Annotated in this window: 20 protein-coding genes and 1 tRNA gene; 9 read left to right on the forward strand and 12 right to left on the reverse strand. The window is 65.0% G+C overall.

Annotated elements, in window-relative coordinates; genetic code table 11:
• Positions 1-28: 28 nt before the first annotated feature.
• From EYE42_RS15920 to EYE42_RS02325, 5 genes are all read left to right on the forward strand, one after another.
• Positions 29-193: a hypothetical protein gene (locus EYE42_RS15920; protein ID WP_165455688.1), complete on the forward strand. Its 165-nt coding sequence runs from the start codon at positions 29-31 to the stop codon at positions 191-193.
• Positions 193-1,374, forward strand: coding sequence for a vWA domain-containing protein (locus EYE42_RS02310; protein ID WP_130989675.1), 1,182 nt, complete (start codon positions 193-195; stop codon positions 1,372-1,374). Before EYE42_RS15920 ends, EYE42_RS02310 begins: the two co-directional genes overlap by 1 nt.
• Positions 1,375-1,417: 43 nt before the next feature.
• Positions 1,418-2,101 (forward strand): M48 family metallopeptidase, encoded by a 684-nt coding sequence (locus EYE42_RS02315; protein WP_130989676.1) that lies wholly within the window; start codon positions 1,418-1,420, stop codon positions 2,099-2,101.
• A gap of 210 nt (positions 2,102-2,311) precedes the next feature.
• Positions 2,312-3,676, forward strand: a complete 1,365-nt coding sequence (locus EYE42_RS02320; RefSeq protein ID WP_130989677.1) for a cytochrome P450 — start codon at positions 2,312-2,314, stop codon at positions 3,674-3,676.
• A gap of 34 nt (positions 3,677-3,710) precedes the next feature.
• Positions 3,711-3,786, forward strand: a tRNA-Ala gene (locus EYE42_RS02325).
• Positions 3,787-3,797: 11 nt separating this feature from the next.
• Here the strand turns inward: EYE42_RS02325 and EYE42_RS02330 are convergent.
• Both EYE42_RS02330 and EYE42_RS02335 read right to left on the reverse strand, forming a co-directional pair.
• Positions 3,798-4,670: a sulfotransferase family 2 domain-containing protein gene (locus EYE42_RS02330; RefSeq protein WP_130989678.1), complete on the reverse strand. Its 873-nt coding sequence runs from the start codon at positions 4,668-4,670 to the stop codon at positions 3,798-3,800.
• A gap of 165 nt (positions 4,671-4,835) precedes the next feature.
• Complete coding sequence (locus EYE42_RS02335) at positions 4,836-6,251, reverse strand: class II 3-deoxy-7-phosphoheptulonate synthase (protein WP_246020554.1); 1,416 nt, start codon at positions 6,249-6,251, stop codon at positions 4,836-4,838.
• Positions 6,252-6,388: 137 nt separating this feature from the next.
• Here EYE42_RS02335 and EYE42_RS02340 point away from each other — a divergent pair, with 137 nt between their 5' ends.
• Positions 6,389-7,366 (forward strand): GlxA family transcriptional regulator, encoded by a 978-nt coding sequence (locus EYE42_RS02340; protein ID WP_130989679.1) that lies wholly within the window; start codon positions 6,389-6,391, stop codon positions 7,364-7,366.
• A 54-nt stretch (positions 7,367-7,420) separates the two neighbouring features.
• Here the strand turns inward: EYE42_RS02340 and EYE42_RS02345 are convergent, their stop codons facing one another.
• The 6 genes from EYE42_RS02345 to EYE42_RS02370 form a co-directional block, all read right to left on the reverse strand.
• The gene (locus EYE42_RS02345; RefSeq protein ID WP_130989680.1) at positions 7,421-7,870 is read right to left on the reverse strand and encodes a F0F1 ATP synthase subunit epsilon; all 450 of its coding nucleotides are present in this window, start codon (positions 7,868-7,870) and stop codon (positions 7,421-7,423) included.
• Between the two features lie 9 nt (positions 7,871-7,879).
• Positions 7,880-9,304, reverse strand: coding sequence for a F0F1 ATP synthase subunit beta (gene atpD / locus EYE42_RS02350; protein WP_130989681.1), 1,425 nt, complete (start codon positions 9,302-9,304; stop codon positions 7,880-7,882).
• Between the two features lie 17 nt (positions 9,305-9,321).
• The gene (locus tag EYE42_RS02355) at positions 9,322-10,200 is read right to left on the reverse strand and encodes a F0F1 ATP synthase subunit gamma (RefSeq protein ID WP_130989682.1); all 879 of its coding nucleotides are present in this window, start codon (positions 10,198-10,200) and stop codon (positions 9,322-9,324) included.
• A 12-nt stretch (positions 10,201-10,212) separates the two neighbouring features.
• Entirely contained in the window at positions 10,213-11,748 is a 1,536-nt protein-coding gene (gene atpA / locus EYE42_RS02360; protein WP_130989683.1) for a F0F1 ATP synthase subunit alpha, read from the reverse strand.
• Positions 11,748-12,308 (reverse strand): F0F1 ATP synthase subunit delta, encoded by a 561-nt coding sequence (locus EYE42_RS02365; protein WP_170309483.1) that lies wholly within the window; start codon positions 12,306-12,308, stop codon positions 11,748-11,750. Before EYE42_RS02365 ends, atpA begins: the two co-directional genes overlap by 1 nt.
• 498 nt (positions 12,309-12,806) lie before the next feature.
• Complete coding sequence (locus EYE42_RS02370) at positions 12,807-13,607, reverse strand: class I SAM-dependent methyltransferase (RefSeq protein ID WP_130989685.1); 801 nt, start codon at positions 13,605-13,607, stop codon at positions 12,807-12,809.
• A gap of 57 nt (positions 13,608-13,664) precedes the next feature.
• Here EYE42_RS02370 and gloB point away from each other — a divergent pair, with 57 nt between their 5' ends.
• Together gloB and clpA are read left to right on the forward strand one after the other, a co-directional pair.
• Positions 13,665-14,411, forward strand: coding sequence for a hydroxyacylglutathione hydrolase (gloB, locus tag EYE42_RS02375; protein WP_130989686.1), 747 nt, complete (start codon positions 13,665-13,667; stop codon positions 14,409-14,411).
• A gap of 213 nt (positions 14,412-14,624) precedes the next feature.
• Complete coding sequence (clpA, locus tag EYE42_RS02380) at positions 14,625-16,949, forward strand: ATP-dependent Clp protease ATP-binding subunit ClpA (protein WP_130989687.1); 2,325 nt, start codon at positions 14,625-14,627, stop codon at positions 16,947-16,949.
• A 118-nt stretch (positions 16,950-17,067) separates the two neighbouring features.
• Here the strand turns inward: clpA and EYE42_RS02385 are convergent, their stop codons facing one another.
• The 4 genes from EYE42_RS02385 to EYE42_RS02400 are packed head-to-tail and all read right to left on the reverse strand — an operon-like array spanning position 17,068 to position 22,852.
• Complete coding sequence (locus EYE42_RS02385; RefSeq protein ID WP_165455690.1) at positions 17,068-17,667, reverse strand: aminotransferase class IV; 600 nt, start codon at positions 17,665-17,667, stop codon at positions 17,068-17,070.
• Positions 17,664-18,788: an aminodeoxychorismate synthase component I gene (locus EYE42_RS02390; RefSeq protein WP_130989689.1), complete on the reverse strand. Its 1,125-nt coding sequence runs from the start codon at positions 18,786-18,788 to the stop codon at positions 17,664-17,666. Before EYE42_RS02390 ends, EYE42_RS02385 begins: the two co-directional genes overlap by 4 nt.
• Positions 18,785-22,243 (reverse strand): transcription-repair coupling factor, encoded by a 3,459-nt coding sequence (gene mfd / locus EYE42_RS02395; protein ID WP_130989690.1) that lies wholly within the window; start codon positions 22,241-22,243, stop codon positions 18,785-18,787. Before mfd ends, EYE42_RS02390 begins: the two co-directional genes overlap by 4 nt.
• Before the next feature lie 36 nt (positions 22,244-22,279).
• Positions 22,280-22,852 (reverse strand): hypothetical protein, encoded by a 573-nt coding sequence (locus tag EYE42_RS02400; protein WP_130989691.1) that lies wholly within the window; start codon positions 22,850-22,852, stop codon positions 22,280-22,282.
• 83 nt (positions 22,853-22,935) lie between these two features.
• Between EYE42_RS02400 and hemB the strand changes: the two genes are divergently transcribed.
• Positions 22,936-23,934: a porphobilinogen synthase gene (hemB, locus tag EYE42_RS02405; RefSeq protein WP_130989692.1), complete on the forward strand. Its 999-nt coding sequence runs from the start codon at positions 22,936-22,938 to the stop codon at positions 23,932-23,934.
• Positions 23,935-23,971: the final 37 nt, after the last annotated feature.

Raw genomic sequence — 23,971 nt, forward strand, 5'->3', positions numbered from 1 at the left:
CTGGGACCGAAGCAGAAAAGGAACCCTCATGATCGTCATCGCTGCCGTCGTCATCGGGGCCTTCCTAGGCTGGCGCCGTGCCGGCCAACTGGGCGGAACGCGGCGCGACCGGATGCAATATGCAGCGGCCTTTGCCATGGCCTTCGCGGTTCTGGGCCTGTTTGCCACCGTGATCCTGGACCGGATGGTCTGATGTTCATCCCGTTCCTGGACAGCCTGCGCCGGCAAGGGGTTCCGGTCTCGCTGCGGGAATGGCTTGATCTGATGGCCGGGATGCAGGCGGGCGCTGCGGACTGGTCGGTGGACGGCTTCTATCACCTGGCCCGGCTGGCCCTGGTCAAGGACGAACGCCATATCGACCGCTTTGACCGTGCCTTTGCCGAGGCTTTTTCCGGATTGGAGCAGATCCCGGTCGAGGCGCTTGTGACCGAACAGGCAATCCCCCGCGAATGGCTGGAAAAGCTGGCCGAGAAGCTGCTGACCGATGAGGAAAAGGCGCAGATCCAGGGCAGCGGCAGTTTCGAGGAATTGATGCGCAGGCTGCGCGAAAGGCTGGCCGAACAGCAGGGCCGCCATCAGGGCGGCAACAAATGGATCGGCACTGGCGGCACCTCTCCCTTTGGTGCCCATGGCTACAACCCCGAGGGCGTCCGGATCGGACAGGACGCATCCCGCCACCGCCGCGCCGTCAAGGTCTGGGACAAGCGCGAATTCCGCGACTTCGACGACAATGTCGAACTGGGCACCCGCAACATCAAGGTCGCGTTGAAACGCCTGCGCCAGTGGGCACGGCACGGCGCGGCCGACGAACTGGACCTGCCCGCCACGATCCGCGCGACGGCCGACCACGGCTATATCGACGTGCAGACCCGGCCAGAACGGCGCAATGCGATCAAGGTGCTGCTGTTTCTGGACGTGGGCGGGTCGATGGACGACCATATCCGGGTCGTGGACGAGCTGTTCTCGGCCGCGCGGGCCGAGTTCAAGCATATGAAGCATTTCTATTTCCATAACTGCCTTTACGAAGGCGTATGGACGGACAACCGGCGCCGCTGGACGGAACAGACGCCCACCTGGGACGTGCTGCACCGGTTCGGACGCGACTACAAATGCATCTTCGTGGGCGATGCCAGCATGTCGCCCTATGAAATCGCGGTGCCGGGCGGGGCCAACGAACACTGGAACGCCGAGGCCGGAGAGGTCTGGTTGCGCCGCGCGGTCGAAACCTGGCCCGATCACGTGTGGCTGAACCCGGTGCCGCAGGCGCATTGGGGCTATACCCCGTCCATCGCCATGGTCGGGCAGGTCTTTGAACACCGGATGATGCCGCTGACGCTGGACGGGTTGACGCAGGCGATGCGGATCCTGGGATGACGCTCTGGCACAGGCGGCACCGCTTGCCCATATTGGCACGGTTATGAAGTTCACGCCGATCATCCTGTTGATCCTTTATCTGGCTGCCATGTGGTTCTTTTCCCTGTGGCGCCTGAAACAGGATCTGAACCAGAAATCGACGCCGCTGACCCATCCGCGCCTTACGCCGATGCTGGAACGGCTGGGGCGCGCCATGGACCTGCCCCCCGTCCGCGCCCATGTCTATGAAGTCGAGCCGGTGAACGGCCTTGCCGCCCCGGACGGGCGCATCTTCCTGACCCGCGGCTTCATCCGCAAGCTGGACGCGGGCGAGGTCACGCCCGAGGAACTGGCCAGCGTCATCGCCCACGAACTGGGCCATGTCGCCCATGGCCATGCGCGCCGTCGGATGATCGACTTTGCCGGGCAGAACGCCATCCGCATGGCGCTGGCGACGGTGCTGGGCCGCTTTATCCCCGGCCTTGGAGCGTGGATTGCCGGGCTGATCGCCTCGGCCGTCGCGGCCCGCCTGTCGCGCGACGACGAGTTCGAGGCCGACCGCTTCGCCACAGCGCTGATGATGCGTGCAGGGCTTGGAACCGCCCCGCAGATCTCGCTGTTCCGCAAGCTCGAGCGCCTGACTGGGGGAAAAGGCGCAGCAGCCCCCGCCTGGCTGCTGTCCCATCCCCCGATCCCGCGCCGCATCGCCGCGATCGAGGCGCAAGAAGGCCGCTGGCGTCAGGGGTGAAGGGCCTTGCGCCGACGGCAGGGCATCCTATGCTGCCAGCGCACGACCGGACACCGTCATGACATCACGCTTTCGCCGCCGGATCTCTGCTGTTCGCTGCCATGTTTCGTTGCCTACAGCCGGCCAGCCATGGCGGTGTGAGCAGGCATCCGGTGTTCATGCATGCGTCCCTGGCTTTGGGGTATGCCCGCCCTCCGGGGGCCCCGGGCGATGAAGCCTCCGCGTCCCGTGGCGACCGAAGGCCGCGGCAGCGTGCTGCGCTTTGCCAGATCCTTTCGCCGCGACCTGCTGTCGGCGCTGCCGGAACGGCTTTACCGTGCCTGGATGGCCGATTTTCGCAGCCCCTTGATCCGCAGTCTTCTGTGCAACGACCCCGATCTGATTCGTCTGGTCCTGAAGGACCGACCGGGGGATTTCCCGAAATCCGACCGCCTGCGGACGGGACTTGCGCCCCTGCTGGGGCAATCGGTGTTTGTCACCAATGGCGACCAGTGGGCCGCGCAGCGCCGCATCATCGACCCCGCCTTTGCCGGCGGGCGCCTGAATGACAGCCTGCCGGCCATTCTTGGCGCGGCCGAGGCGCTTGTGGCACGCCTTTCCCCAGGGACCTTGGATATCGAGCCGGAATGCAGCCATGCCGCGGCCGACATGATCTTCCGCGTCCTTTTCTCGACCCCCATCGAATCCCGCACGGCATCCGAAGTGCATCGGGTCTTTCGCGCGCACCAAGAATCGCAGCCGGTGGTCAATCTCGCGGCTCTGCTGCCCTGGCCACGCTGGCTTCCGTTGCCCCATTCCCGCCGCACGCGCCGCACGGCCGCCCGGCTTCGCCATCTGATCGCCGAACTGGTCGATGCCAGGGCGCGGGCCATCCGGGACGGCATCGCCCCCGACGATCTGGCGACCCGCATCATGACCACGGCCGACCCCGTGACGGGTCTGCTGTTCTCGCCAGCCGAGATGGTGGATCAGGTGGCGATCTTCTTTCTGGCCGGCCACGAGACAAGCGCATCCGCGCTGGCCTGGGCGTTATGGCTGCTGGCGGCCAACCCGGCCTGGCAGGATCGCGTTCTGGCCGAGTCCCGGTCGATGACCTCCGACATGGCAGGCGTCAATGCCCTGCGCGTGACCCGCGCCGTATATCGCGAAACGCTGCGCCTTTACCCCCCGGTCCCGATGATGGTGCGCCAGTCCGCGCGAGACGTGACCTTGCGCGGCCGCGTCGTTCCCGCCGGCGCACAGATCATCCTGTCCCCCTGGCATCTTCACCGCCACCAGCGATTGTGGGACCGCCCGGACGATTTCGACCCGGACCGATGGGAGGATCCCGCTGGCCGCGCCAGCGCACGCGAGGCCTTTATCCCCTTCTCTGCGGGTCCGCGGGTCTGTCCGGGCGCGGGCCTTGCGATGATCGAAGGGGCCGTCATGCTGGCCTTTGTGGTGCGCGCCTTTCATCTGGAACCGGGCCCTGTTGCCCCGGTTCCGATTGCGCGGCTGTCGGTTCGCGGGCGCGACGGAATCACCATCCGCCTGACCCGGCGCGAAAACCGATCCGCGCCCCCGCCACCGGCTTGACTTTCCCCCTCGCCGGGACAAAAAGGGCGCCAGTGGGGCCGTAGCTCAGTTGGTAGAGCGCGTCGTTCGCAATGACGAGGCCAGGGGTTCGATTCCCCTCGGCTCCACCAGTCCAAATATCTCACGCGGATTCAGACCCGACCGGCTGGGCAGCGATTTTTGGGGACGAGGTGGTCAGGCTGTCGGTCTGAAGGGCCGTCCTTAGACTGTCCGCGCCCGACATCACCTCGCGATAGATCCGGGCATCTTCCGCATAATGGCGTTCGACAAAGGCGCGAACCTCGGGCATGTCCAGGATGCCGCTGGCCTCGGCGGCGCTTTTCCTGGCCGACAGCACGCGCAACGCGCCGTCCTTGATCCGGGCATGAAGGTCCAGCGGCAGCGTCCGGCGCAGCAGGTCGTTCATCCGATAGGCAATCCCGCCCAGCCGTTTGAAGCGCAGTTCGACATTCTGGTTGCTGCGCGTGCCGGCCTCCATGGGGGTATCGGTGATGCGGCCGATATGAGCGATGAAGTCGGGAACCAAGCTCATGGGGATCAGATGATCGACCATGCACCGGTCGCCGTCGAAGATGAAATCGCGCTGCCGGGCAAAGAAGATGAACTGGTTGGACGGATTGTCCAGTTCCGACGCGACATCCTTGAGAATCGCCAGGGTCAGGGTCTGCAGCTCGTCAGGCGGAATCAGGGTCATCGGCCGCTGGTGATAACGCCACAGCATCTGCCTCAAGGACGAGCCGAAACGCTCCAATGGATCGCGAACCACGGCATAAGAGGTGAACCGTTCCAGAGACGAGTATTCCTGGGGGAAATGCTGCCGCAGCAGCCGCAGCGGAACATGGCCAAAGTCGATCTGGCCCAGAACGGGATGGGTGCCGACCTCTCCCATGGCTATATGGTCGGGGTCGCACTTGACGATCTGTGTCCGCACCGAGGTTCCGGCGCATTTCGGAATGTGGACAAAGACGAATGCGTGGCGGGGGCTGATGATCATACGGCGGTCCTTGCTGGTTCTTGGCGCGTTGAAACCGTTCCCCGGCACGACAATCAAGGACAAATGCCGGCTTTGACCGAAAAAACGGACAGGGGCGCCGGAGCCAGCGGCTACAGGGCGCAGAGGACGGCGGTCAAACGGCCCGAGGGCGGTCGGGCCCCCGTTTCAGCCCGCCAAGGCATCGGGCTGCGGATGCGCCGCAGCTTCGCGGCGATTGCGCAACTCCTCGGCCACCAGAAAGGCCAGTTCAAGCGACTGGCTGGCGTTCAGACGCGGGTCGCAGGCAGTGTGATAGCGGTCGGACAGATCCTCGTCCGTCACGGCGCGGACGCCGCCGGTGCATTCGGTCACGTCCTGGCCGGTCATCTCGAAATGCACGCCGCCGGGGATCGTGCCCTCGGCCTTGTGAACGGCAAAGAACTCGCGCACCTCGCGCAGGATCGAATCAAAGGCGCGGGTCTTGTAGCCGGTCGATGACTTGATGACGTTGCCGTGCATCGGGTCGCAGGACCAGACGACATTGGCCCCCTCGGCCTGGACCGTCCGGATCAGGCGCGGCAGGTGATCGCCGACCTGGCCCGCCCCAAATCGGGCGATCAGGGTCAGCCGGCCCGGTTCGTTGTCGGGGTTGAGCCTGGCCATCAGCACCTTGAGGTCGTCTGCCGTGGTGGTCGGCCCGCATTTCAGGCCGATGGGGTTCTGGACGCCCCGGCAGAATTCGACATGCGCGCCATCGGGTTGGCGCGTGCGGTCGCCGATCCAGATCATGTGGCCCGAACCGGCCACCGGCAGCCCGGTGGTCGAATCGATACGCGCCAGGGCTTCCTCGTATTCCAGCAGCAGCGCCTCGTGGCTGGTATAGAAATCGACCTTGGAAAGCTGGTGCGCGGTGTCCGAATTCACGCCCGCCGCCTGCATGAAGGCCATCGCGTCGCTGATGCGGCCCGCGATGTCGCGGTATTTCGCGGCCTCGGGACCGCCCACGAAATCGGCGATCCAGCTCTGGACGCGGTGCATGTCGGCAAAACCGCCCGTTGAAAACGCGCGCAGCAGATTCAGCGAGGCCGCAGCCTGGGTATAGGCCGCCAGCATCCGCTGGGGGTCGGGCATCCGCGATTCAGCGGTAAAGTCAAATCCGTTGATGATGTCACCGCGATAGGAGGGCAGTTCAACCCCCCCAATCGTTTCAGTCGGGGCGCTGCGGGGCTTGGCGAACTGCCCGGCCATGCGGCCCACCTTGATGACGGGCATCTGCGCGCCCCAGGTCAGCACCACGGCCATCTGCAAAAGCACCTTGAAGGTGTCGCGGATGTTGTCGGCGCTGAATTCGGCAAAGCTTTCGGCACAGTCGCCGCCTTGCAGCAGGAACGCCCTGCCCTGGGCGGCCTGCGCCAGTTCCGCCTTGAGCCGCCGCGCCTCGCCCGCGAAGACCAGCGGGGGATAGCGGCGCAACTGCGCCTCGGCCGCCTGCAGGGCGGCGGGATCGGTATAGTCCGGCATCTGCACGCGCGGATAGGCACGCCAGCCGGCCTTGTCCCAGGACGGGTTGGCTGCGGTCTTGCGAGGCTCCGGCGTCATCATGCGCACTCCGTTCAAAAAGATCGGGACGGTATAGACGGGAACGGCGGAAAGGGAAAGACGGATGACGGCGACGGAGATCCTTGCGGCAGGCCCGAAACCCTGATGATGTGTCGCGATCACGCGCAAAGACTGCCCCTATGCCATCCGACAAGCCACGCCGCTTTACGTTCCTGTTGCTGGACAGGTTCACCATGATGCCGTTCACCGCCGCGATCGAGCCGCTGCGCCTGGCCAACCGTGCCTCGGGCCAGACCCTGTATTCCTGGCGCCTGGTCGCGGTCGCCGGCGATCACGCGACCTGCTCCAACGGCACCAGGGTGGCCCTTGACGGAACGCTGGACGCAGAGCCTGTGCCCGATCGTGGCGACGTCGTCATCGTTTGCGGCGGGACCGATATCGCGCGGGCGGCCACGCGGCCGGTGCTGAACTGGCTGCGCAAGCAGGCGCGCGGGGGCGCCACAATGGGCGCCGTCTGCACCGGAGCCTGGGTCCTGGCCGAGGCCGGTCTTCTGGACGGGCGCAAGGCTACCATCCATTGGGAAAACCACGACGGCTTTGCCGAGGCCTTTCCGCAGGTCGATCTGTACCGGTCGGTCTTTGTCAACGACGGCAACCGGATGACGGCGGCAGGCGGAACCAGTTCCATCGACCTGATGCTGCACCTGATCGCCGATGCCCATGGCGAGGCCCTGGCGACCGAGGTGGCCGACCAGATGCTGCACACGGCCATCCGCACGGACCAGGACCGTCAGCGGCTGTCGATCCCCACACGGATCGGCGTGCGCCACCCCCGCCTTGCCGCCGTCATCGCCCGGATCGAAGGCAACCTGGAAGACCCTATCAGTCCCGCGCAACTGGCGCAGGACGCCGGCATGTCCACCCGCCAATTGGAGCGCCTGTTCCGCAGGTATCTCAACCGCAGTCCGAAACGGTATTACATGGAAACCCGGCTTGCGCGGGCGCGCAACCTGCTGATGCAGACCGACATGTCCATCATCGAGGTCGCCCTGGCCTCGGGGTTTTCTAGCCCGTCGCATTTCTCGAAATGCTACCGGGCACTTTATGGCAGCACACCCTATCGCGAGCGGGGCACGGGGACGGTGTCCCACGCATGAGAAAACGCCGGTGCGGGGTGGCCGCGCCGGCGTCTGGTGGTTTTCCGGTTCCGGTCAGTTCGGAACGGTGGACTGGTTCGGGTCCAGGCCGACATGGGTGCCAAGGGCCTCCATATCGGCCAGCAGCTTGGCGGCGGCGGTCACGACATCCTCTCCCACGGTTTCACGGCGGGATTCGGCGCTGCGGCGGTTACGATGCGCCTCGGCCATCATGTCGTTGAAGATGTCCTGTGTCATCTCGTCCCGCGCATGGCCGCGTTCGGCCAGCAAACTGACCGAGTCCGGGCCGATCTCGACAAATCCGCCGGTGACGGCGAATTCGGTCTGCGATCCGTCGGCGCCGATCACCGTGACCAATCCCGGCCGCAGCGTGACGATGGTGGGCGCATGGCCGGGCATGGCGGTCAGGTCGCCATCCGTGCCCGGCAGGCGCACCTCGCGAACCGGAACAGAGACAAGGCTCCGTTCCGGGGACACAAGGTCGAACTGCATGGTATCGGCCATTTCGCCTCCTTACGCGGCTTCTGCCGCAAGACGCTGGGCTTTCGCCTTCACGTCCTCGATGTCGCCGACCATGTAGAAGGCCGATTCCGGCAGGTGGTCGTATTCACCCGCCACCACGGCCTTGAAGGACGCGATGGTCTTTTCCAGCGGCACCTGAACGCCGTCGGACCCGGTGAACACCTTGGCCACGTCGAAGGGCTGGGACAGGAAGCGCTGGATCTTGCGGGCCCGGGCCACGGTCAGCTTGTCCTCCTCGGACAGTTCGTCCATGCCCAGGATGGCGATGATGTCCTGCAGCGACTTGTACTTCTGCAGGATGCCCTGCACGTCGCGCGCCACCTGATAATGCTCCTCGCCCACCACGGCGGGGTCGAGGATCCGGCTGTTCGAATCCAGCGGGTCCACCGCCGGATAGATGCCCAGTTCCGAAATCGCGCGCGACAGAACGGTCGTGGCGTCCAGGTGGGCAAAGGTCGTGGCGGGGGCCGGGTCGGTCAGGTCGTCGGCCGGAACATAAACGGCCTGGATCGAGGTGATCGAGCCGTTCTTGGTCGAGGTGATGCGTTCCTGCATCGCGCCCATGTCGGTGGCCAGCGTCGGCTGATAGCCCACGGCAGAGGGGATGCGGCCCAGCAGGGCGGACACTTCGGACCCCGCCTGCGTGAAGCGGAAGATGTTGTCCACAAAGAACAGAACGTCGGTGCCCGAGGCATCGCGGAACTGTTCCGCCACGGTCAGGCCGGTCAGGGCGACGCGCATCCGCGCCCCCGGAGGCTCGTTCATCTGGCCATAAACCAGCGCAACTTTCGATTCCACAAGGTTGTCGGGAACAATAACGCCCGATTCTACCATCTCGTGATACAGATCGTTGCCCTCGCGCGTCCGCTCACCCACGCCGGCGAACACCGAGTAACCGGAATGCACCTTGGCGATGTTGTTGATCAGTTCCATGATCAGAACCGTCTTGCCCACGCCGGCGCCGCCGAACAACCCGATCTTGCCGCCCTTGGAATAGGGCGCCAGCAGGTCGATGACCTTGATGCCCGTCACCAGGATTTCGGAACTGGTCGCCTGCTGCGCAAATTCGGGCGCAGGCTGGTGGATCGCGCGACGTTCGGTCACGTTCAACGGCTCGCCCTCGTCAACCGGCTCGCCCACCACGTTCAGGATGCGGCCCAATGTGACATCGCCAACCGGAACGGTGATCGGTCCGCCGGTGTCTGACACCGGCTCGCCCCGGACCAGACCCTCGGTCGCATCCATGGCGATGGTGCGGACAGTGTTCTCGCCCAGATGCTGGGCCACTTCCAGGATCAGCTTCTTGCCGTTGTTGCTGGTTTCCAGTGCGTTCAGGATCGCAGGCAGGTGAGCCTCGAACTGCACGTCAACGACGGCGCCGATCACCTGCGTGATTTTACCAGTGGCCTCTGCCATGTTTCTACCCCTACGTGTCAGAGCGCCTCGGCGCCCGAAATGATTTCGATGAGTTCCTTGGTGATCGCGGCCTGACGCGAGCGGTTGTACTCGGTCGTCAGACGGTCGATCATGTCGCCCGCATTGCGCGTGGCGTTGTCCATGGCCGTCATCCGCGCGCCCTGTTCCGAAGCCGCGTTTTCCAGAAGCGCCGCAAAGATCTGCGTTGCGACCGAACGCGGCAGCAGGTCCGTCAGGATGGCCTCCTCGCCGGGTTCATAGTCATACAGCGCCGACGCCCCGCCAGCGGCCTCGCCCTCGGGCATTTCCGCCGGGATGATCTGGCGCGCGGTGGGAACCTGGCTGATCACGGATTGGAAGCGGTTGTAGAACAGGGTCGCCACGTCGAAATCGCCGGCCTCGAAGCGGTCCAGCACATCATCGGCAATCGCACGGGCATTGTCGTAACCCACGCGCTTGACTTCGGCCATGTCGACATGGCCGACGAACAGGCTGCCATAGTCGCGCTTCAACTGCTCGCGGCCCTTCTTGCCGACGTTCAGGATGGCAACGTCCTTACCTTCGCCGCGCAGGCGGTCGGCATGTTGCCGGGCCAGTTTGACGATGGAACTGTTAAAGCCACCGGCCAGACCGCGTTCCGATGTCAGCACCACCAGCAGATGCTTGCGGTCGTCCCCCGTTCCGGCCAGCAGGCGCGGCGCCGAGGACGAACCGGCCGCATTCGCGGTCAGCCCGGCCATCACCGCCGCCATCCGGTCGGCATAGGGGCGCGCGGCCTCGGCCGCCTCTTGCGCGCGGCGCAGTTTGGCGGCGGCGACCATCTGCATCGCTTTCGTGATCTTCCGCGTGTTCTTGACGCTTCCGATCCGGTTCTTGAGATCCTTGAGGCTGGGCATCTATTTCCCCTCTCAGGCGCGGGTCTTGTTGTATGCGTCCAGAGCGGCCTTGATCGCGTCTTCCAGATCGCCCGAAACCTTGCGGTCGTTGCGGGTCATGTCGTCCAGCAGGTCGGATTTCTGATTGCGCAGGAACTGGATCAGCCCGTCTTCCCAGGCCACGACATCGCGCACCGGCACATTGTCGATATAGCCCTTGGTCCCGGCATAGATCACGATCACGATCTCGGCGTTGGTCAGCGGACGATACTGCGGCTGCTTCATCAGCTCGGTCAGGCGCGACCCGCGGTTCAGCAGGCGCTGCGTCGCGGCGTCCAGGTCGGACCCGAACTGCGCGAAAGCCGCCATCTCGCGGTACTGCGCCAATTCCAGCTTGACCGGACCGGCGACCGATTTCATCGCCTTGGTCTGGGCGGCCGACCCCACGCGGCTGACCGACAGACCGGTGTTCACGGCCGGGCGGATGCCCTGGAAGAACAGTTCGGTTTCCAGGAAGATCTGGCCGTCGGTGATCGAGATCACGTTGGTCGGGATATAGGCCGACACGTCGCCTGCCTGGGTTTCAATGATCGGCAGCGCGGTCAGCGAACCGGCGCCATTGGCCTCGTTCAGCTTGGCCGAGCGTTCCAGCAGACGCGAGTGCAGGTAGAACACGTCGCCCGGATAGGCCTCGCGGCCGGGCGGACGGCGCAGCAGCAGCGACATCTGGCGATAGGCCACGGCCTGCTTGGACAGGTCGTCATAGATAATCAGCGCGTCCATGCCGTTGTCGCGGAAATATTCGCCGATCGCGGTGCCAGAATAGGGCGCCAGGAACTGCATCGGCGCCGGGTCCGAGGCGGTCGCGGCCACGACGGTCGTATAGGCCATGGCGCCGGTTTCTTCCAGTTTCTTGACCAACTGGGCGACGGTGGAACGCTTCTGACCCACGGCGACATAGACGCAGTGGAGCGTCTTCATGCCGTCGGCTTCGCGGCCATTGTAGTTCAACTGGTTCAGGATGGTGTCCAGCGCGATCGCGGTCTTGCCGGTCTGCCGGTCGCCGATGATCAGTTCGCGCTGACCGCGGCCCACCGGGATCATGGCGTCCACGGCCTTGAGCCCGGTCGCCATCGGCTCGTGCACCGATTTGCGCGGCATGATGCCCGGCGCCTTGACGTCGGCGATGCGACGCTCGGTCGCCTCGATCGGACCCTTGCCGTCGATGGGATTGCCCAGGCCGTCCACGACGCGGCCCAGCAGGGCCTTGCCCACCGGCACGTCCACGATTGAACGCGTGCGCTTGACGGTGTCGCCTTCCTTGATGTCGCGGTCGTCGCCGAAGATCACGATCCCGACGTTGTCGGTTTCAAGGTTCAGCACCATGCCCCGGACGCCGCCCGGAAATTCGACCATCTCGCCGGCCTGCACCTTGTCCAGGCCATAGACGCGGGCGATGCCATCGCCCACCGACAGCACCTGACCGACCTCGGCCACCTCGGCCTCCTGGCCGAAATTCCTGATCTGATCCTTGAGGATGGCCGAAATCTCGGCAGCCTGGATTCCCATTATCCGACCTCTTTCATAGCATTCTGGAGGGAGGCGAGCTTCGAGCGGACCGACGAATCGATCATCTGCGAGCCTAGTTTCACAATCATGCCGCCGATAAGGGTTTCATCGACGCGCGTGTTCAGTTTGACTTTCTTGCCCGACTTCTCGGCCAGCGTCCGCGTCAGGCGGGCCTGCTGGTCGTCGGTCAGCGCGACCGCGCTTGTCACGTCGGCCGTGACCTCGCCCCGTTCCTGGGCGATCAGCGCCTGCAACTGGCGCACCAGTTGCGGCAGCACGAACAGGCGGCGGTTCCGCGCCATCAGTTGCAGCGTGTTGGCCAGCACCGTCGAAAAGCCCATCTTCTGTGCAAGCGCCGCGATGGCACGGGCCTGATCGTCGCGGGTATAGAGGGGCGAGCCGATCAGGCTACGCAGATCGGCGCTGTCGGCCAGGGCCGTGCCAAGATCGTCGGTCTGCCGGGCCAGGTCGTCCAGCCCCCCTTCATCCCTGACGATATCGAAGACGGCCTGCGCATAGCGTCCGGCGATGCTCTGGGACATGGAAACAGAGTTGGCCACGGTCATCCTTTACGGTTTGCGCAAACCCCGCTGGCGGGCCGGGCCTTGGTCCGGTCAGTCGCGGGGTGCGGGTCGCATTCGCACGGCTTGTGGGGGGCCGCGCGGAAATCTGCGGCGTCTCTAGCAGGTCGAAACGGTCCGGGCAACCGGCTGGAATGCGGAAAAAACATGCTTTGTGCGCGGGGATTGCCATTGTTTGCGGTCACGGGGCGAAGCGGCCGGAAGATATGCCCGATAGGCCCGGCATGACGATGAGAATCGCGGGCGTGCCGTCCGGCCGCCGAACAGCCCGGCGCGGCCATCCGACGGGGCCGATGGATGTGCGCGCCGGGCGTCACTGGCAACAATACAGGCGGGCATTTTGCCGTTCGCCAGGCGGGCCTGTCACGAACGGAGGCACATTTTAATAAAAGGCTACCTTTTACCTCCTCCCGCATAGGATATTTCGCTGCACTGCGGCAGTTGGCCTTATGGACAGGTTTGTCCCTCTGGATGCGGTCAATGGCGGGGGCCGTTCCTTCGGGTTTTCCCAAGATTGCCGCCCGTCGGCGACCGCGCAGGGCGCGGACCGACGATGCCGTCCAATATCTGCAACGGACTGGGCACATGCACCCGCAGGTCAGGCCCGATGGGCGCGCGCACCTGCTTGGACAGCTCGATCAGGACCACCCCGGCAATCAGGACACGGCTGATGCGCATCCCCGTGCGTTCCCACATCTGGGCGCTGCCCAGCCAGAAGCGCCGGTCCGAAGGGGGAATATAGACAGCCGATCCGTGCCATTCGGGCACGAACCCCGCCTTGCGCGCCTGAGCCTCGATCTGCCCGGTGGTATAACTGCGTCCCAGGCCAAAGGGCGTGCGTTCTGACGCGGCCCACAGCCCCGCGCGGTTCGGCACCATGACGATCATCCGCCCCCCCGGCCCCAGGACTCGCCACGCCTCGGCCAGCAGGGCCTTGGGGTGATCGCTGGTTTCCAGGGCGTGCAGCATCACAAGACGGTCAACGCTGCCGGTCTCCAGCGGCCATGCGGTTTCATCGCACAGAACGCTGTGGTTGGGCAGACCGGCCGGCCAGGCCATGACCCCCTGGGGGCCGGGCATCAGCGCCGTCACCCGCCGGGCGGCAGGCAGATAGGGCCGCAGCATCGGCGCGGCAAAGCCGAATCCCGCCACGGTCATTCCGCTGCACTGGTCTGGCGCCCACCGCGACACAAGGCGGTCCCGCAGGATGCGCTGCACCACGCGCCCCAAGGCACGCTGGTAATAAAAGCTGCGAAGCTCTGCGATGTCGTGGTGCATTGCGCCCCGGCCCGGCATTTGACAGGCTGACCTCATCACAGGATGGGGATTTTGCCAATGCCGCTGGAACTGGTCACTCTGCGCTGCCTTCAGGACAACTACGCCTATTTTCTGCATGGCGACGAGGGCGCGGTCCTGATCGACGCGCCCGAAGTCGATCCCGTTCTGCAGGAATTGTCGGCGCGCGGCTGGCCGTTGCGGGCGATCCTGCTCACGCATCATCATGGCGATCATACCGACGGCGTGGCCGGAATCGTGCGCGAAACGGGCGCCATGGTGATCGGCGCCGCAGCCGACGCCCATCGCCTGCCCCCCCTGGATCTGCGCGTCACGCCCGGCGAGCCGCTGGAGATCCTGGGCGAGCCGGTCGAGGTCATCGACGTCCCCGGTCATACCATCGGTCATGTGGCCTTTCACTTTCCCCGGTCAGGCCATGCCTTTACCGCCGACAGCCTGATGGCGCTTGGCTGCGGACGGCTGTTCGAGGGCACGGCAGACATGATGTGGAACAGCCTGTCGCGCCTGAACGCCCTGCCGCCCGATACGCTGATCTGTTCGGGCCATGACTATTGCGCGGGCAACGGCGCCTTTGCACTGTCGGTCGAACCCGAAAACCCGGCGCTGCGCCGGCGCCTGGAAAACGTCCGGCAAGGTGCCAGCCCCTGCGCCCCGGCCCCTCTGTCCCTGGAACGGGACACCAACCCCTTTTTGCGCGTTGCGGCCCTGCGGCCCCTGTTGAATATGGCAGACGCCACCGATGCAGAGGTCTTTGCCCGCCTTCGGTCCATGAAGGATGCGTTCTGAAAGCCGATCACAAGCAGGCATGGGCGGGCCTGGCGCTTGAAAAACGCACGGGCGCGCATCACATCTGCCTCAACTGTGGGAAAATCCCGGCATCCCGATGAAAAACCACTTGATGCCGGCTCAATTCCACCAAATCTTAACTGTATCGTGACAGTCTGGGCAGGTGGGCACAAGATATGCCCATACCGCCAGTCGACTGGACAGGAGACGACCGTGCCAAGCTTCTCGACAACCCTGGAACAAGCCATTCACCAGGCCCTTGCACTGGCGAACGAACACCGACACGAGCTTGCCACGCTCGAACATCTGCTGCTGGCTTTGACCGAGGAGACGGACGCGGTCAAGGTCATGCGGGCCTGCAATGTCGATCTGGACGAGCTGCGCAAGCTGCTTCTCGATTTCATCGAGGATGATCTGTCCACCCTGATCACCGACGTGGAAGGCTCGGAAGCCGTGCCTACTGCAGCATTCCAGCGCGTGATCCAGCGGGCTGCGATCCATGTCCAAAGCTCTGGCCGGCAAGAGGTTACGGGCGCCAACGTGCTGGTCGCGATCTTTGCCGAACGCGAATCGAACGCGGCCTTCTTTCTGCAGGAAATGGACATGACCCGCTATGACGCGGTCAACTTCATCGCGCATGGCGTGGCCAAGAACCCGTCCTTCAACGAAAACCGCAAGGTTGTCGGTTCGGACGAGCCCGAACAAAAGCAGGCCGAAGCCGCCGCGCCCGAGGCCAAGGACGAGACCGCATTGGGAAAATACTGCGTCGATCTGAACGCCAAGTCGAAAAAGGGCGATGTGGACCCGCTGATCGGCCGCGAGGCCGAGGTCGAGCGCGCCATCCAGGTGCTGTGCCGCCGCCGCAAGAACAACCCGCTGCTGGTGGGCGATCCCGGCGTGGGCAAGACGGCCATCGCCGAGGGCCTCGCGCTCAAGATCACGCGGGGGGAAACCCCCGATGTTCTGGCCGGAGCCACGATCTTTTCACTGGACATGGGCGCGCTGCTGGCGGGCACCCGCTATCGCGGCGACTTCGAGGAACGGTTGAAGGCCGTGGTCAAGGAACTGGAGAACCACCCTGACGCGATCCTGTTCATCGACGAAATCCACACCGTGATCGGCGCCGGCGCGACCTCGGGCGGGGCGATGGATGCCTCGAACCTGCTCAAGCCCGCGCTGGCAGGCGGCAAGCTGCGCTGCATGGGTTCGACCACCTACAAGGAATACCGCCAGCACTTCGAAAAGGACCGGGCGCTCAGCCGCCGGTTCCAGAAGATCGACGTGAACGAACCCACGGTGGCCGACACCATCAAGATCCTGATGGGCCTCAAGCCCAGCTTCGAAAAGCACCACGACCTGCGCTATACCAATGACGCGATCAGGTCGGCGGTGGAACTGGCCAGCCGCTATATCAACGACCGCAAGCTGCCCGACAGCGCCATCGACGTGATCGACGAGGCTGGCGCGGCCCAGCATCTGGTCAGCGAGAGCAAGCGCCGCAAGACGATTTCCCCCAAGGAGATCGAGGCCGTGGTGGCCAAGATCGCCCGCATCCCGCCGAAAAACGTTAGCAAGGACGACGCCGAGGTTCTGCGCGATCTGGAAATGACCCTGAAGCGCGTGGTCTTTGGCCAGGATGCGGCCATCACGGCGCTGTCGTCCGCCATCAAGCTGGCAAGGGCGGGCCTGCGCGAGCCCGAGAAACCCATCGGCAACTATCTGTTCGCCGGCCCCACAGGCGTCGGCAAGACCGAGGTGGCCAAGCAGCTTGCATCCAGTCTCGGGGTCGAGTTGATCCGCTTCGACATGTCGGAATACATGGAGAAACATGCGGTTTCCCGTCTGATCGGCGCGCCTCCGGGCTATGTCGGCTTTGACCAGGGGGGCATGCTAACCGACGGCGTGGACCAGCATCCCCATTGCGTGCTGCTGCTGGACGAGATCGAGAAGGCGCACCCGGATGTCTACAACATCCTGTTGCAGGTGATGGACCATGGCAAGCTGACCGATCACAACGGCCGTCAGGTGGATTTCCGCAACGTGATCCTGATCATGACCTCGAATGCCGGGGCGTCGGACATGCAGAAGGCCGCGATCGGGTTCGGTCGCGACAAGCGCGAGGGTGAGGATACCGCCGCCATCGAGCGGACCTTCACGCCCGAATTCCGCAACCGTCTGGACGCGATCATCAGCTTTGCGGCGCTGTCGCGCGATGTGGTGGTCCATGTGGTCGAAAAGTTCGTGCTGCAACTGGAAGCGCAGTTGATGGACCGCAACGTCCATATCGAGCTGACCCCCGAAGCTGCCGACTGGCTGGCCGAAAAGGGCTATGACGACAAAATGGGTGCCCGCCCTCTGGGCCGGGTCATTCAGGAAAACATCAAGAAGCCGCTGGCCGAGGAACTGCTGTTCGGCCGGCTGACCAAGGGCGGGGTGGTCCGCGTCAAGATCGAGGACGACAAGCCCGTCTTCGACATCACCGGCCCCGACGCGCCCCGGATCGGCAAATCCAAGACGCCGCTGCTGACGGCGGATTGATCGTCAAAACCGATCTGAAAGCCCTGCCCCGGTTCGCCGCGGCGGGGCTTTTGCCTGCTTTAAGGGCGCCAAAGGCACAGTGTTTCGGATCCTTTGATGGGCAAGGAACGCTTTGCGTTCAAACCAGCCTCGCCCGGATCAGCCGACGCAGGGCGTTCCCCATGAACAATTTGCCCTTTTTCAGATCCACGGGCGAAAGCAGGGCTTCCTCGGCCTGGCCCGATTGAATCAATGACTGGCGCAACACGCCCGGCAACAGCCCGCAGGTCAGCGGCGGCGTCAGCAGCCGGTCTCCTCGTTGCAGGAACAGGCTTGTGATCGTGCCTTCGCAAACCTCGCCACGTTCGTTCAGAAGGATCGCTTCGTCGATCCCGGCAGGCAACGCCGCGCGGGCGCGATCATAGACCCGCCGATGAGATGTCTTGATCCGCAGCCATGGATCGGCGCTGTCGATCCGCAGCGAAGCCATCGCCACCTGCCAGAATCCAGGATTTGGCGGCAGCGGCTGACACCTCAGCAGGACCGTTCCCGTGGCATCGACCGACAGCCGCGCCCGCGACACCTGCCCGCGCGGCAGACTGTCCAGAGCAGCCTGAACCTGCCTTCCTTCCAGCGGAAAGCCCACCGCCGCGCATCCCCGCTGCAAGCGGTCGCGATGCAGCGGCCACAGGACGACGCGCCCGTCCGGCTCGACACGCATCGTCTCGAAAACGGTCAATCCTTCGGGGACAGGTCCAGGAATGCGGCCTTGCATATCGCCTCCTCCCATTCGGACCCCGCGCGGCTGTCATGGGTGATGCCGCCGCCGACGTTCAGCCGCAACCGCCCCGGCCCGATCATGACGGGCGTGCGGATCGCCACCGAAAACCGCATCGGCCCGGTCGGATCGATCCAGCCGATCGCCCCACAATAGACCCCGCGCGGGGTCTGTTCCAGTTCGGCGATGATCTCCATCGCGCGGATCTTGGGCGCGCCGGTGATCGAGCCGCAGGGAAACAGGGCGCGCAGGATGTCGGCAAACCCCATGCCATCCGCCAACTGGCCGGTGACGGTCGAGGTCATCTGATGCACCGTCGCATAGCTTTCGACCTGAAACAGGTGCGGCACGCGCACCGTGCCCGGCCGACAGATCCGGCTGATGTCATTGCGCAGTAAGTCCACGATCATCAGGTTCTCGGCCCGGTTCTTGGCCGAGGACGCCAGTTCGGACGACGCCGCCCTGTCCCTGCCGGATGTTGCACCGCGCGCGGCCGTGCCTTTCATCGGGCGGGTCGTGATCTGGCCGCCCTGATCGACCGAAAAGAACAGCTCCGGGCTGCGCGACAGGATCGGACGATTGTCCAGATCGACAAAGGCCCCCTCGCCCACCGGCTGCCGCGCCGCCAGGGCAGCATAAAGGCTCAGCGGATCGCCGCCGCACGGGGCCTCGGTCGGAAAGGTCAGGTTGATCTGATAGGTATCGCCCGCCGCGATATAGTCCCGGATCGCCATGATGGCCCGGTCATAGCGATCGCGCGACCACAGCGGCTGCGCCGGGCCGATCCAGGCCCCGTCGGGATCAGGCAGCGGCGGCGCCGGACGCGGACCGTCGAAGATGCCCAGCAGGATCAGCGGCATGTCGCGATTATCGGGCAGCAGGCCGGACAGCCGCGGGTCCAGCGCATAGCCCAGTTCATAGGACAGGCAGCCTGCCACCCATGCGCCCTTGGCCTGGGCCTCTGCGACGGCCGCCAGGGCCAGCGGAACCTCGGCAGGCGTATCGGCCCGGACAAGGTATGAAGGGTCTGAAAACGACGTACCCGTTTCCAGCGGACCCCGGTCGAAACGGATCAGGCTCACGTGGCGGCCCTGGCCTTGGCCGCCAGATCGCGGACCACGGCAAAGGCGCCCTTGATGCGGTCGGCATCCGATTTCCAGTCGCAGGCCACGAAAATCCTGTTTTCCGTGATCCTGGCCTGGCCCTGATGATCGGTCAGGAATTCGACCAGGCCCGCAGGGTTGGGGAACTTGTCCATGTGGAACTGCACGGTCGCGCCCTTGGGTCCGGCATCCAGCCGCGCGATGTTGGCCCGTTTGGCCATGGCCTTGATGCGGATCACCAGAAGAAGCGTATTGACCTCGCGCGGCAAGGGGCCGAAGCGGTCGATCAGTTCCGCGGCAAAGCCCTCAAGCTCGACCTTGGTGGTCAGCCCCGACAGACGGCGATACAGGCCCAGACGCACGTCCAGGTCGGGGATATAGCTTTCCGGGATCGTCACCGGCACGCCCAGGTTCAACTGAGGCGCCCATTCGTCCTCGGGCGTGCCCTCGATCTCTCCGGATTTCAGCTTGGCGATCGTCTCCTCCAGCATCTGCTGGTACAGTTCAAACCCGACCTCCTTGATGTGGCCGGACTGCTCCTCTCCCAGCAGGTTGCCGGCCCCGCGCAGGTCCAGATCCTGCGACGCCAGGTTGAATCCCGCGCCCAGCCCGTCGATGGATCCCAAGAACTTCAGCCGCCGCATCGCCTGCGGTGTCAGAGGCTGGCGCGGTTTCGTGGTCAGATAGCAATAGGCACGGGTCTTGGACCGGCCCACCCTGCCCCGGATCTGATACAACTGCGCCAGGCCGAACATGTCGGCCCGCCAGACGATCATGGTGTTCGCCGTGGGAATATCCAGGCCGGATTCGACGATCGACGTCGCCACCAGCACGTCATGGCTGCCGTCGTAAAAGGCGTTCATGCGTCCATCCAGATCGCCAGCCGCAAGCTGGCCATGGGCGACCAGATAGTTGATCTCGGGCATGTTTTCCGTCAGCCAGTGTTCGACATCGGGCAGGTCGGTCAGGCGCGGGACCACGAAGAAACTTTGCCCGCCGCGATACTTCTCGCGCAGCAGGGCCTCGCGGATGGTGACGCTGTCGAATTCGCTGACATAGGTTCGGATCGACAGGCGGTCTACCGGCGGCGTGCCGATCACCGACAGGTCGCGCACCCCGGTCAGGGACAGTTGCAGCGTGCGCGGAATGGGCGTCGCGGTCAGCGTCAGCACATGGATGTCGCTGCGCAGTTCCTTGAGCCGTTCCTTATGGGCGACGCCGAAATGCTGTTCCTCGTCGATGATCAGCAGTCCCAGGTTCTTGAAGCGCACCTGCTTTGCCAGCACGGCATGGGTGCCCACGACAATATCGACGCTGCCGTCCGACAGGCCCGTGCGGGTAGTCGCGGCATCTTTGGCGGACACGAAGCGCGACAGGGGACGAACGACGATGGCCGTACCCCGGAAACGGTCGGCAAAGGTCTTGAAATGCTGCCGGGCCAGCAGCGTGGTCGGCGCCACCACGGCCACCTGCATCCCCTGCGACGCGGCGATGAAGGCCGCGCGCATCGCCACCTCGGTCTTGCCGAATCCGACGTCGCCCACGATCAGCCGGTCCATCGGACGGCCAGCCGCCAGATCTTCGGCCACATCGTCGATGGCGGACAGTTGATCGTCGGTTTCGGAATAGGGAAAACGCGCGGCAAAGGCCTGCCAGTCGTGATCCTCTGGCTCCAGGACCGGGGCGGGACGCAGCAGGCGTTCGGCGGCGACCCGCATCAGCTTGTCGGCAATCAGCCTGATGCGTTCCTTGAGCCGCGCCTTGCGCGCCTGCCAGGCCCCGCCGCCCAACCGGTCCAGCAGCCCTTCCTCGTGACCATAGCGGGACAGCAGTTCGATATTCTCGACCGGCAGATACAGCCGGTCCCCGCCCGCGTATTCCAAGGCCACGCAGTCATGGGGCACGCCCATGGCCTTGATCGTTTCCAGCCCGGTGTAACGGCCGATGCCGTGTTCGACATGGACGACCAGATCGCCCGGCGTCAGGCTGGTGGTGTCGCGCAGGAAATTGTCGGCCTTGCGGCGTTTTCTGGCGCCCCGGATCAGCCGGTCGCCCAGCACGTCCTGTTCGGAAATGACCGCCAGCCTGCCAAGCGCCTGCCCGTCGGCGACAAACCCTTCGTCCAGCGGCCAGACGGCAAGGCCTACGGCTCCCGGTTTTTCGGGCAGATCGCGGATATCGGTGATGGCCTTGGCACCGGCCATCCCCTCATCCGCCAGCAACCCCGTCAGGCGTTCCCGCGCGCCGTCCGAAAAACTGGCGATCACCACGCGATGATCCTTGGAAAGCGCCTTCACATGATCCGACAACGCCTTGAACAGATTTATGCTTTCGGCCTGCCGCTCGGGGGAGAAGTTGCGCCCCGCGCGCCCGCCTGCGTCCAGCACCCCCGGCCCTGGTGGCTGCGGCAGAACCGACAGCCGCAGTACACGGTGATGCGACAGCCAGTCATTCCATTCGTTTTCGGTCGGAAACATCGCTTCGGGCGGCACGGGCTTGTACACCGTATCGCTGCGGCCCTTGGCGGCCATGGCGGCCTTGCGCGCCCCGAACTGTTCGTCGATCATCGCCCGGCGGGCGTCGACGACCTGCCCCACATGATCGTCCAGCATGACCGAGGCGCCGGGCAGATAATGGAACAGGCTTTCCATCCGGTCGTGAAACCAGGGCAGCCAGTGCTCCATTCCCGCGGTCTTGCGGCCGGCGCTGACGCTTTCGTACAACGGATCGTTGGTGCCGCCGCCGTATTCCGTGCGATAGTTCTGGCGAAACCGTGTGATCGCATCCTGATCCAGGATCACCTCAGACATCGGCGCCAGTTCGATGCGGGACAGCTTTTCGGTGGTGCGCTGCGTTTCGGCATCAAAGCGGCGCGCGCCGTCCAGTACATCGCCGAACAGATCCAGCCGCACGGGGCCGGACTCTCCCGGCGGAAAGATGTCGATGATGCCGCCCCGAACAGCATAGTCGCCGGGTTCGGTCACCGTGGGCGATTGCGTGAAGCCCATGCGCGCCAGGAAATCGCGCAACGCCCCTTCGTCGATGCGGTCGCCCACGCGGGCCACAAAGCTGGCGCCCCGGACGACATCGCGCGCGGGCACCCGCTGCAGCACCGCATTCAGCGTGGTGAGCAGCACGAACGGCCCCTTGACCGCCCCCTGCGCCAGCCCGGCAAGCGTCGCCATCCGCGCCGCCTGGATGTCTGGCGAGGGCGAGACCCGGTCATAGGGCGTCGTGTCCCATGCGGGAAAATCCAGCACCGTCAGTCCGGGCGCCAGGAACGCAAGGGCTGCGCGCATCGCCGCCATCCGCCGGTCGTCGCGGCCGATGTGGATGACAGGGGCGCCCTTGTTTTCGGGGCGCGCGGCCTCGCGCGCGATCAGGGCGGCGTCATAGCCTTCGGGCGCGCCGGAAAGGATCAGGTGTTCGGCCATGGGCGTCAGGTAAAGTGCCGCGCGGCGGAGTCAAGTTCAGAAACCATAGGGATGGATCACCGACCACAAGGCACCCAAAAGCGCCGTCGTCGCGACCGAGATCATGGACAGGATCGTGACAAGCCGTCTGTGGATCACCATCCGGCGCAGAACGGCGGCGCCAACCTCGGCCACGGGTCGGGCCCCTTGTTCGGCCTGTGCCAGCAGCGGGACAAGACGGCGCGCCAGCCCCAGGCGCAGCCAGACCAGGATCGCCCAAGGCAGCAGCAGCAGGAACGAGGCCAGCGCCAGTTCCAGACCATAGCCGAACCCCATGATTGCAAGCGAGGTCAGTACGAAGGCGCCAAGGGCCAGCATGGCCGCCCCCTCGCGCCGCCCGACCTGCCATTGCGGCAGAACCAGCGACAGCCAGTCCAGCAGATGCAGAACGACTGGCGAATCGCCCTGGCCAGAGTCCATGGCGGCGCGGGCGCGGCTGACGATCTCGACCGGAATTCCGATCACGGCACGGCCGGTCAGGGACCAGGTGCCGATCACCACAAGCCAATACCAGATCGTGCCAAAGGACCGGCTGTCCAGAAAGCCGATCAGGCTGTCGAATTGCGGCACGTGGGTTTCCTTGTTCTTGGTCGCGGGCGACCTTAGAACGGTCGGACGCCAAGGAAAAGCCGTCCCGGAACAGGAACATGCCCATGCCGACGCCGATCATCGCCCCCTTTCCCGCCTCGCGCCTTCGCCGGCTGCGCCGTACCCCCGCGATCCGCGCGATGGTGTCCGAGTGCGACATCACGCCCGCCAACCTGATCTGGCCGATCTTCGTGACCGAGGTTCCCGGGGCCGAGGGCGCGATCCCCTCGATGCCGGGAGTGGAGCGCCTGACACTGGACGGGGCCAAGCGCGCGGCGGAACGGGCGGCAAACCTGGGCATTCCTGCCATCTGCATCTTTCCACATTCCGATCAGAATCTTAGAACAGAAACCTGCGAAAGGGCGTGGGATGCCGACAACATCGGCAACCGCGCCATCCGCGCGGTCAAGGAAACCGTTCCGGACCTGGCGGTGATGACCGACATTGCCTTGGACCCTTACAACGCCAACGGCCATGACGGCATTGTCGTGGACGGCGAAATCCTGAACGACGAAACCGTCGAGGCCTTGGTCCGCATGGCCTTGGTCCAGGCGGAAAGCGGCGCCGACATTCTTGGCCCCAGCGACATGATGGACGGTCGCATCGGCGCCCTGCGCGGCGCGCTGGAACAGGCGGGCCACAAGCATGTGGCGATCCTGTCCTATGCGGCCAAGTTCGCCAGTGCCTTTTACGGCCCGTTCCGGGATGCGGTCGGCGCCTCGGGCCGGCTTGTGGGCGACAAGAAAACCTATCAGATCAACCCCGCCAACCGGGGCGAGGCGATCCGCTGCGTCGCCCGCGACCTGGCCGAAGGCGCCGATATGGTGATGGTGAAACCCGGCCTGCCCTATCTGGACATCTGCCGCGCCGTAAAGGACCAGTTCGGCGCGCCGACATTCGCCTATCAGGTCAGCGGCGAATACGCGATGCTGGAAGGTGCGATCCGCAACGGCTGGCTGTCGCGCGATGCGATGATGGAAAGCCTTTTGTGTTTCCGCCGTGCGGGTTGCGACGGCATCCTCACTTATTTCGCCCCTCAGGTGGCCGAGGCGGTCCGGTCCTGATGTCCTGCAAGGGCGCGGTGGCAGACAACCGCCGCCG

This window comes from Paracoccus subflavus, from assembly GCF_004310345.1.
Lineage (GTDB): Bacteria > Pseudomonadota > Alphaproteobacteria > Rhodobacterales > Rhodobacteraceae > Paracoccus > Paracoccus subflavus.

What these genes read in the sequence shown, in the direction of transcription:
- EYE42_RS02340 (WP_130989679.1), top strand. Translation starts at nt 6,389, where the DNA reads ATGCCATCCGACAAGCCACGCCGCTTTACGTTCCTGTTGCTGGACAGG.
- atpA (WP_130989683.1), bottom strand. Translation starts at nt 11,748, where the DNA reads ATGGGAATCCAGGCTGCCGAGATTTCGGCCATCCTCAAGGATCAGATC.
- EYE42_RS02335 (WP_246020554.1), bottom strand. Translation starts at nt 6,251, where the DNA reads ATGATGACGCCGGAGCCTCGCAAGACCGCAGCCAACCCGTCCTGGGAC.
- hemB (WP_130989692.1), top strand. Translation starts at nt 22,936, where the DNA reads ATGCCGACGCCGATCATCGCCCCCTTTCCCGCCTCGCGCCTTCGCCGG.
- EYE42_RS02330 (WP_130989678.1), bottom strand. Translation starts at nt 4,670, where the DNA reads ATGATCATCAGCCCCCGCCACGCATTCGTCTTTGTCCACATTCCGAAA.
- EYE42_RS02320 (WP_130989677.1), top strand. Translation starts at nt 2,312, where the DNA reads ATGAAGCCTCCGCGTCCCGTGGCGACCGAAGGCCGCGGCAGCGTGCTG.
- mfd (WP_130989690.1), bottom strand. Translation starts at nt 22,243, where the DNA reads ATGGCCGAACACCTGATCCTTTCCGGCGCGCCCGAAGGCTATGACGCC.
- EYE42_RS02310 (WP_130989675.1), top strand. Translation starts at nt 193, where the DNA reads ATGTTCATCCCGTTCCTGGACAGCCTGCGCCGGCAAGGGGTTCCGGTC.
- EYE42_RS02345 (WP_130989680.1), bottom strand. Translation starts at nt 7,870, where the DNA reads ATGGCCGATACCATGCAGTTCGACCTTGTGTCCCCGGAACGGAGCCTT.
- atpD (WP_130989681.1), bottom strand. Translation starts at nt 9,304, where the DNA reads ATGGCAGAGGCCACTGGTAAAATCACGCAGGTGATCGGCGCCGTCGTT.
- EYE42_RS02315 (WP_130989676.1), top strand. Translation starts at nt 1,418, where the DNA reads ATGAAGTTCACGCCGATCATCCTGTTGATCCTTTATCTGGCTGCCATG.
- EYE42_RS15920 (WP_165455688.1), top strand. Translation starts at nt 29, where the DNA reads ATGATCGTCATCGCTGCCGTCGTCATCGGGGCCTTCCTAGGCTGGCGC.
- EYE42_RS02370 (WP_130989685.1), bottom strand. Translation starts at nt 13,607, where the DNA reads ATGCACCACGACATCGCAGAGCTTCGCAGCTTTTATTACCAGCGTGCC.
- EYE42_RS02355 (WP_130989682.1), bottom strand. Translation starts at nt 10,200, where the DNA reads ATGCCCAGCCTCAAGGATCTCAAGAACCGGATCGGAAGCGTCAAGAAC.
- gloB (WP_130989686.1), top strand. Translation starts at nt 13,665, where the DNA reads ATGCCGCTGGAACTGGTCACTCTGCGCTGCCTTCAGGACAACTACGCC.